This window comes from Roseicyclus sp. (genome assembly GCF_052168335.1).
Classification (GTDB): Bacteria; Pseudomonadota; Alphaproteobacteria; order Rhodobacterales; family Rhodobacteraceae; genus Roseibacterium.
Map to the genome: position 1 here is coordinate 1 of NZ_JBQLZP010000135.1, position 5,249 is coordinate 5,249.

At 70.6% G+C, this 5,249-nt stretch carries 6 protein-coding genes; 1 reads left to right on the forward strand and 5 read right to left on the reverse strand.

The genetic code is table 11. The features are described from left to right. The 4 genes from ACTS11_RS04245 to ACTS11_RS04260 all read right to left on the reverse strand — a co-directional run. A partial coding sequence (locus ACTS11_RS04245) for an alpha-E domain-containing protein (protein WP_442639099.1) occupies positions 1-528 on the reverse strand: 528 nt, incomplete at its 3' end. Between the two features lie 5 nt (positions 529-533). After that, positions 534-1,961 carry a circularly permuted type 2 ATP-grasp protein gene (locus ACTS11_RS04250; protein WP_442639100.1) on the reverse strand — a complete coding sequence of 476 codons (1,428 nt, stop codon included), beginning with the start codon at positions 1,959-1,961 and terminating at the stop codon, positions 534-536. Positions 1,962-2,073: 112 nt separating this feature from the next. Then, the gene (gene dtd, locus ACTS11_RS04255; RefSeq protein ID WP_442639101.1) at positions 2,074-2,517 is read right to left on the reverse strand and encodes a D-aminoacyl-tRNA deacylase; all 444 of its coding nucleotides are present in this window, start codon (positions 2,515-2,517) and stop codon (positions 2,074-2,076) included. Further along, complete coding sequence (locus ACTS11_RS04260; protein WP_442639102.1) at positions 2,514-3,443, reverse strand: carbohydrate kinase family protein; 930 nt, start codon at positions 3,441-3,443, stop codon at positions 2,514-2,516. Before ACTS11_RS04260 ends, dtd begins: the two co-directional genes overlap by 4 nt. A 144-nt stretch (positions 3,444-3,587) precedes the next feature. Between ACTS11_RS04260 and ACTS11_RS04265 the strand changes: the two genes are divergently transcribed. Continuing rightward, positions 3,588-4,007: an Hsp20/alpha crystallin family protein gene (locus tag ACTS11_RS04265; RefSeq protein WP_442639103.1), complete on the forward strand. Its 420-nt coding sequence runs from the start codon at positions 3,588-3,590 to the stop codon at positions 4,005-4,007. A gap of 9 nt (positions 4,008-4,016) precedes the next feature. Here the strand turns inward: ACTS11_RS04265 and ACTS11_RS04270 are convergent, their stop codons facing one another. Further along, a complete protein-coding gene (locus tag ACTS11_RS04270; protein WP_442639104.1) occupies positions 4,017-5,207 on the reverse strand; it encodes a TFIIB-type zinc finger domain-containing protein in 1,191 nt (396 codons plus the stop codon). Positions 5,208-5,249 lie beyond the last annotated feature (42 nt).

Sequence of the window (5,249 nt, forward strand, 5' to 3'; positions counted from 1 at the left end):
GAGGATGCGCGCGGTGTTGTCGGCCCGCTCGAGGAAGGTGCCGAGGCGGCAGAAGTCGAAGATGTCATTGCGCAGCATCGTGCCGTGCAGCGCGCCGCGCACCAGCGCCGATTGCTGGCGCACGAGGGCCAGCGCCTCGGGCAGGTTCCGCGTCGGAACGGGGCGCGCGAATTCCTGCTTGAGGATCATGTAGGTGTCGTTCACCGCCTCCCAGACCTCGCGGGTCAGGGCCGTCCGCACGAGGCGCGCGTTCTGCCGCGCCGCCGCGATGGCCGAGAGGACGGAGGAAGGGTTCGTCGGCTCGCGCAGGAGGAAGTCGATGACGCGGGAGCCCTCCACCTCGCCGTGGCGCGCGCGGTAGGCGTCCGCGACGGCGGCGGTCTGGAGGACGGAGGCCCATTCGTCGTCCGCGCCGTCGGGCCGCGTCAGCGCGATGCGGAAGCCCGCCTCGATCAGCCGCGCCGTGTTCTCCGACCGCTCGAGATAGCGGTACATCCAGAAGAGGCCGCCCGCCGTCTTGCCCAGCATGCCCGTTACTCCTCCAGCACCCAGGTGTCCTTGGTGCCGCCGCCCTGGCTCGAGTTCACGACGAGCGACCCCTTCTTGAGCGCGACCCGCGTGAGGCCGCCCGGCGTGATCGTGCAGCCGTCGGGCCGCACCAGGACGAAGGGACGCAAATCGACGTGGCGCGGCGCGAGGCCCGCCTTCGTCAGGATCGGCACCGTCGAGAGCGCGAGCGTCGGCTGCGCGATGTAGTTGCCGGGCTTGGCCGTCAGCTTGGCGCGGAAGGCGGCGAGCTCCTTCTTCGACGCGGCGGGGCCGACCAGCATCCCGTAGCCGCCCGAGCCGTGGACTTCCTTCACGACCAGCTCGGACAGGTGGTCGAGCACGTAGGCGAGGCTCTCGGGGTCCGAGCAGCGCCAGGTCGGCACGTTCTGCAGGATCGCCTTCTCGCCGGTGTAGAACTCCACGATCTCGGGCATGTAGCTGTAGATCGCCTTGTCGTCGGCGATGCCGGTGCCCGGCGCGTTGGCGATGGTGATCCCGCCGGCGCGGTAGACGTCCATGATCCCCGGCACGCCCAGCATGCTGTCGGGGTTGAAGTTCATCGGGTCGAGATAGTCGTCGTCGACGCGGCGGTAGAGCACGTCGATCGGCTGGTAGCCCCGCGTCGTGCGCATGGCGACCTTGCCGTCCACGATCCGCAGGTCGTGGCCCTCGACCAGTTCCACGCCCATCTGGTCGGCGAGGAAGGCGTGCTCGAAATAGGCCGAGTTGTGGATGCCGGGCGTCAGCACCGCGACGGTGCGCTCCTCGGTGCAGTTCACCGGCGCGCAGGCGGCGAGCGAGCGGCGCAGGTTCACCGGGTAGTCCTGCACCGGCTGGACCTTGATGCGGGTGAAGAGCTCGGGGAACATCTGGAGCATCGTCTCGCGGTTCTCGAGCATGTACGACACGCCCGAGGGTGTGCGGGCGTTGTCCTCGAGCACGTAGAACTCGTCCTCGCCCGTGCGCACGAGGTCGATGCCGACGATGTGGGTGTAGACGCCGCCGGGCGGCGCCATGCCGATCATCTGCGGCAGGAAGGCGTCGTTCCGCGCGATCAGCTCCACCGGCACGCGGCCCGCGCGCAGGATCTCCTGCCGGTGGTAGATGTCGTTCAGGAAGGCGTTGATCGCGCGCACCCGCTGCTCGATCCCGCGCACGAGGCGCGACCATTCGCGGCCGGAGATGATGCGCGGCACGATGTCGAAGGGGATCAGCCGCTCATCCGCCTCGGCCTGTCCGTAGACGTTGAAGGTGATGCCGGTGCGGCGGAAGAAGGTCTCGGCCTCGACCGACTTCTTGTGCAGGTCGCCGAGGTTCTCGCCCGAGAACCACGCGTGGTAGGAGGAATAGGAATGCCGGGGCGCGCCGTCTGCGCCGAGCATCTCGTCGAAGAAGTCTGGCCGGTCCTGCATGGCTCGTGTCTCGCCTCTCCCTCGGGCCCATGGCTGCAAAATCCGCGACCGAGCGCCAGTGCGCCGCAGGGGGAGGCGGTTTTCGGGCGCGGCTTTGCCTAATTATTCGGCATCATGCCTCGGAATCGAGCCAGATTGTAACCGGCCCTTCGTTCGTGAGCGAGACCGCCATGTCCGCGCCGAAGCGGCCCGTCTCGACGTGGGGACCGAGCGCCGCCAGCGCCTCGGCGAAGCGGAGATAGAGACGCTCCCCCTCCTCGGGCGGGGCGGCGGTGGAGAAGCCGGGGCGGTTGCCGCGCCGCGTGTCGGCGGCGAGCGTGAACTGGCTGATCACCAAAGCGCCGCCGCCCGTGTCGAGGAGCGAGAGGTTCATCTTGTCGGCCGCGTCCCGGAATATCCGCAGCTTCGCGACCTTGGCGGCCAGCCGCTCCGCCGCCTCGGGCCCGTCGCCCTGCATGGCGCAGACGAGGATCAGGAGGCCGGGGCCCGTGCGCCCGATCACCTCGCCGTCCACGGCGACCTCCGCCCGGCTGACCCGCTGGAGAAGCGCCCTCATCCGAGGTCGGCGCGCGTGGGCGGGTTCGCGCCCGCGCGGCTGACGGTGACGGCCGCCGCCCGCACGCCCAGGTCGAGCGCGGCCCTCAGCGCCGCCTCCGGCAGCCCATCGCGCACCGCGTCCGCCGAGAGGAGGTCCGCGTCGTGGAGCCCGGCGAGAAAGCCCGCGTTGAAGGTGTCGCCCGCGCCGACCGTGTCCACGACCTCGGCCTTCGGCGCGGGCATGTGCAGGGGCTCGCCCCCCGAGTAGGCGGTCACGCCTTCGGCGCCTTGCGTCACCAGCACGACGGCCGGCCCCCGCGCGCGCACCGCCTCGGCCAGCGCGCCGAGATCGCCGTCGCCCAGCAGCCAGCGCAGGTCCTCGTCCGAGACCTTCACCAAGTCGGCGAGGGTGAAGAGACGCTCCATCCGCGCCCGGTAGCGGTCCGCGTCCGCGACGAAGCCCGCCCGCACGTTGGGGTCGAGCATCACGAGGCGCCCCGAGGCCGACATCCGCTCGGCGAGGGCGACATAGGCCTCGGCGCAGGGTTCGACCGCCAGCGAGATGCCCCCGAAGAAGCCCGCCGCGCAGTCCTCCGGGATCGCCGGCAGGTCGGCGGGCGAGAGCATCCGGCCCGCCGTGTTCTCGTCGTAGAAGGTATAGCTCGCCTGTCCGCCCGTCAGCGACACGAAGGCCAGCGTCGTCGGCCGGGAGGACCGCGCGGCGAGGCCATGGCCCACGCCGTTCACGGTGAGCACGCGCGACAGCCGCTCGCCGAAGAGGTCGTCCGAGAGACCCGTGAAGAACGATACCGGCGCCCCCAGCCGCGCCAGCGCGATGGCCGTGTTGAAGACCGCGCCGCCAGGATAGGGGGCGAAGGCGCTCTCGCCGCCCTCGGTCTTGCGCGGCAGCATGTCGATCAGGGCTTCCCCGGCGCAGAGGATCATCGGCGTCTCCCTTCGGTCTGCGCCTCCTTGCTAGCCGCCGGTGGCAGTCCGCGCCAGCCGTTTTGACGCACGTCAATGACCGGGCCTGCGGGCATGAGCGATCATCGCACCCGTCAATCAACCCGCATCGCAAAGGAGGTCGCGATGGTCGAATCGTCCCACAAGTCCGGTCTCTTCCCCTCGCTCATGGACCCGTTCCGCACCTTCGGCGCGCGCCTCTCCGACTGGTTCGCGCCCGCATCCGAAGCCTCGGCCGACGGCGAGGCCTACCGGATCGCCATGGAACTGCCCGGCGTGGCGGAGAAGGACGTGAGCGTGTCCGTGCAGGACGGGGTCGTCACCGTCTCGGGCGAGAAGGCGTCCGAGCGCGAGGAGAAGGGCGAGACCTGGTATTTCTCGGAACGCTCCTTCGGGTCCTTCTCGCGGAGCTTCCGCCTGCCGCCGGATGCCGATGCCGATGGCGTCGACGCGGAACTGAAGGACGGGCTTCTCACCATCCGCGTGCCGAAGAAGGCCGGCGCGGCGGGCGAGGCGGCCCAGAAGGTGCAGATCCGGAAAGGCTAGGACCGCGCCTCACTTCTGGAGAAGCTGCCCCGAGGGCACCGGGAGGGCGCCGCCGATGTCGAAGCCGCCCTCCTCGGCGAGGCCGAGGCCGTAGATCACCGCCGCGCCGAGGATGAGGGCGAGGATCACCGCGATGGTGATCTTGATCCAGGACCAGGGCCGCTCGCCCTGCACCTTGCCGGTCTGGGCGTTCACGACGAAGCGGTAGGGCTTGCCCCGGTAGCGGTAGGCGGCGAGCCAGACGGGCAGGAGGACGTGCTTGAAGGTGACGTCCGACACGTCGGTGTCGACGGTCCCGATCCGCTGCGCGTCGCCGCCGATGTCGCGCAGGATGTCCTGCCGGATCTGCGCGTCCATGATGGCGCGCGCCTCCTGCATCCCCTCGTCGAGATCGACCGTGTAGCCCTCGGCCCGGAAGCCCGAGAGGTAGTCGGGCCGGTAGTCGGTCAGCGCCGTCAGGTTCCAGGGCGCGAGCCCGTCGGTGAAGCGCTTGGGCAGCGAGCGGGAGGCGAGCACCAGCACGTCGTCGAAGAACCGCGCCACGTTGCCCGAGACGTTGCGCCAGCGGATGCGCCGCTCGCGCCGCGACTTGCCGTCGGGTCCGCGCACGGTGACGTAGTAGGCGGTGCCGCGCTGGCCGGTGTAGCGCGTGCGGGTGTCGGCGTCGTAGGTCCAGTAGGGGACGTAGATGCCCTCCATCTTGCGCCCCTTGCGCGCGTAGTCCCTGAGCCCGTTCGGCGCGAACCAGAGCCGCCCGAGCCACCTGTTCATCGCCTCGTGGGCCTGCCGCTCGGTCAGCTGGAAGGGGACGAGGCCCTGCGGCTTGACGTGCCGGTGGGTGCCGGTGTCGGTCACGACGGGCGTGGCGCAGAACGGGCATTCCTTGGCGTGGACCTCGGGCGCGAGCGTCACCTGCGCCCCGCAGGAGGGGCATTGCGTGACGCGCGTCTCCTCCATCTCGGAGGCGTGGAGCCGGTCGCGCAGCGCCGACCGGAAGTCGAGCTCGCGGATGCCCCCCGGCGCCGCGCCCCAGGGGCCCTCGGCCGCCTCTTCGCCGGTGATCTCCTCCTCGTTGCCGCAATGGTCGCAGACGAGCTTGCCCTGCCCGGGGGCGAAGCGCATGTCCGCGCCGCAGGCCGAACAGGGGAAACGGTGCTCGGCCTCGGGGGCCTTGGTGTCGAGCGGCGATGTCTCGGTCATGGGCGCACGGGGCTCCGGGTGTTCGGTCAACCCCCTTGTCCC

Coding starts and splice junctions, on each gene's coding strand:
- ACTS11_RS04260 (WP_442639102.1), bottom strand. CDS start 3,443: ATGATCCTCTGCGCCGGGGAAGCCCTGATCGACATGCTGCCGCGCAAG.
- dtd (WP_442639101.1), bottom strand. CDS start 2,517: ATGAGGGCGCTTCTCCAGCGGGTCAGCCGGGCGGAGGTCGCCGTGGAC.
- ACTS11_RS04250 (WP_442639100.1), bottom strand. CDS start 1,961: ATGCAGGACCGGCCAGACTTCTTCGACGAGATGCTCGGCGCAGACGGC.
- ACTS11_RS04265 (WP_442639103.1), top strand. CDS start 3,588: ATGGTCGAATCGTCCCACAAGTCCGGTCTCTTCCCCTCGCTCATGGAC.
- ACTS11_RS04270 (WP_442639104.1), bottom strand. CDS start 5,207: ATGACCGAGACATCGCCGCTCGACACCAAGGCCCCCGAGGCCGAGCAC.